The organism is Streptomyces sp. NRRL B-24572 (genome assembly GCF_002156145.1).
Classification (GTDB): domain Bacteria; phylum Actinomycetota; class Actinomycetes; order Streptomycetales; family Streptomycetaceae; genus Streptomyces; species Streptomyces vietnamensis.
The window spans coordinates 1-2,465 of sequence record NZ_MWIG01000440.1; the positions used below are offsets into that span (position 1 = coordinate 1).

The window sequence follows — 2,465 nt, forward strand, 5'->3', positions numbered from 1 at the left end:
CGACCCGGCGCGGGACGTCCTCCCCGGCCGCGACCTTCTTGGCGAGCTCCATGAGCTGGTCGCCGAGGAGCGGGTTGCACTCGACCACCACGTTGATCTTCTTGTCCTTCATGGCGACGAAGGCGTCCTTGATGCCGTCGACGGAGATCACCTTGATGTCGGTGCCCGGCTTCTTGCCGGCCTCCTCGATGGCCTGGATGGCGCCCAGGGCCATGTCGTCGTTGTGGGCGTACAGGACGTCGATGTCCTCGTGGGACTTGAGGAAGGCCTGCATGACCTCCTTGCCCTTGGCGCGGGTGAAGTCACCCGTCTGGGAGGCGACGACCTTGAACTTGGGGTCGCCCTTGATCTCCTCGGCGAAGCCCGCCTTGCGGTCGTTGGCGGGGGCGGAGCCGGTGGTGCCCTGGAGCTCGACGATGTTGACCGTGTCGGAGGATCCCCCGTACTCCTTCACGAGCCACTTGCCGGCCTCCTGGCCCTCCTTGACGAAGTCGGAGCCGAGGAAGGTGCGGTAGAGGGAGGTGTCCTTCGAGTCGACGGCGCGGTCGGTGAGGATCACCGGGATGCCGGCGTTCTTGGCCTCCTTCAGGACGGTGTCCCAGCCGGACTCCACCACCGGCGAGAAGGCGATGACGTCGACCTTCTGCTGGATGAAGGTGCGGATCGCCTTGATCTGGTTCTCCTGCTTCTGCTGCGCGTCGGAGAACTTCAGCTCGATGCCGGCCTTCTCGGCCGCGTCGCGCACGGACTTGGTGTTGGCGGTGCGCCAGCCGCTCTCGGCTCCTACCTGGGCGAACCCGAGCACCAGCTTGCCGTCGGAGGAGCCCTTGCCGGTGCCGCCGGTGGTGCCGGTGGTTGCGGGCTCGGTGGTGCAGGCGGTCAGCACACCGCCGGCCAGGACGGCGGCGGCGATGATGCGGAGGGCTCTGTGGGCCATGTCGTGGTTCCTCTCGGGACGTGCGTCGGCCCCGACGATCGGCGAGCCGGCGAATGCGACACATTGTGAGCGCTAACAGAGTTGTAACTCAAGGGCCTGTACGGTTGTTACCCGTTCTTGATGCGGCCCGACAGGGAACATCGACCTAGGTGTTGTGAGCGTTAACACTCGTAGTCGTCATTCCGCGCGCGACGGCCCCCACCGCGTGCGGAGTTCAGAGACCCGGGATCGCGTTCGCGGCGATGGCCCTGGCGTACCAGCGGGCGCTGTGCTTCGGAGTGCGCAACTGGGTGGCGTGGTCGACGTGGACGGCGCCGAAGCGCTTCTCGTATCCGTACGCCCACTCGAAGTTGTCCAGCAGGGACCAGAGGAAGTAGCCGCGCACGTCGGCGCCGTCGGCGATGGCCCGGTGGACCGCGGCGAGGTGCCGGTGGAGGTAGTCGATCCGGTCGTGGTCATGGATCTGACCGTCCGCCGTGGGGACGTCGGGGAAGGCGGCGCCGTTCTCGGTGATCGCCAGAGGGAGGCCGGGGTGGGCGCGGGAGGTGGCCACGAGGAGGTCGTAGAGGCCGGTCGGGTCGATGGTCCAGCCCATGTCGGTGGTGTCGCCCGGCGGAAGGTGGAAGTCGACGTCCTCGGAGCCGGGCCACGGTGAGTGGTCGCTCTCGCCGTGGGCGTGGTTGACCGCAGCCGCCCCTGGCAGCGGGGCGGAGACCACGGCGGGGGTGTAGTAGTTGATGCCCAGGAGGTCGATGGGGGCGCCGATGGCGGCCTCGTCGCCGTGCCTGACGAGGGCGTCCCAGTCGACGACGTGCGCGGTGTCGGCGAGGAGGTCGTCCGGGTATCCGCCGGAGAGCATCGGGCCGGTGAAGACGCGGTTGGCGACGGCGTCGATGCGGCGGGCCGCGTCGAGGTCGGCCGGGTCCGAGGTGAGCGGCCGGACGTGGTGCAGGTTGAGGGAGACCGTGATCCGGGCGTGGGCGGGCAGGGCCGCGCGCAGGGCGGCGGTGGCGCGGCCGTGGCCGAGGTTGAGGTGGTGGGCCGCGCGCAGGGCGAGGGCGGGGTCGGTGCGGCCCGGGGCGTGGACGCCGGAGCCGTAGCCGAGGAAGGCCGAGCACCAGGGCTCGTTGAGGGTGGTCCACAGGGCGACCCGGTCGCCCAGGGCGTCGGCGGCCAGGGCCGCGTACTCGCCGAAGCGCTCGGCGGTCTCGCGCTCGGTCCAGCCTCCCTCGTCCTCCAGTGCCTGGGGAAGGTCCCAGTGGTACAGGGTGGCGACGGGCTGGACGCCGGCGTCGAGGAGTTCGTCGACGAGCCGGCTGTAGAAGTCGAGGCCGACGGGGTTGGCGGAGCCCCGGCCGCCGGGCTGGATGCGGGGCCAGGACAGGGAGAAGCGGTAGGCCTGGAGACCGAGGTGGGACATCAGGGTGACGTCGGTCCGGTAGCGGTGGTAGTGGTCGCAGGCGACGTCGCCGGTGTCGCCGTTCGCGACCTTGCCCGGGGTGTGGGAGAAGGTGTCCCAGATGGAGGG

At 69.8% G+C, this 2,465-nt stretch carries 2 protein-coding genes; both read right to left on the reverse strand.

Features of this window, described 5'->3' with window-relative positions; translation table 11 throughout:
• Positions 1–937, reverse strand: a 937-nt coding sequence (locus tag CCN56_RS25335) for an ABC transporter substrate-binding protein (RefSeq protein WP_086830295.1), incomplete at its 3' end; no start/stop codon positions are given.
• Positions 938–1,151: 214 nt separating this feature from the next.
• On the reverse strand, positions 1,152–2,465 hold a 1,314-nt coding region (locus tag CCN56_RS25340; RefSeq protein WP_086830294.1), incomplete at its 5' end, for a GH1 family beta-glucosidase.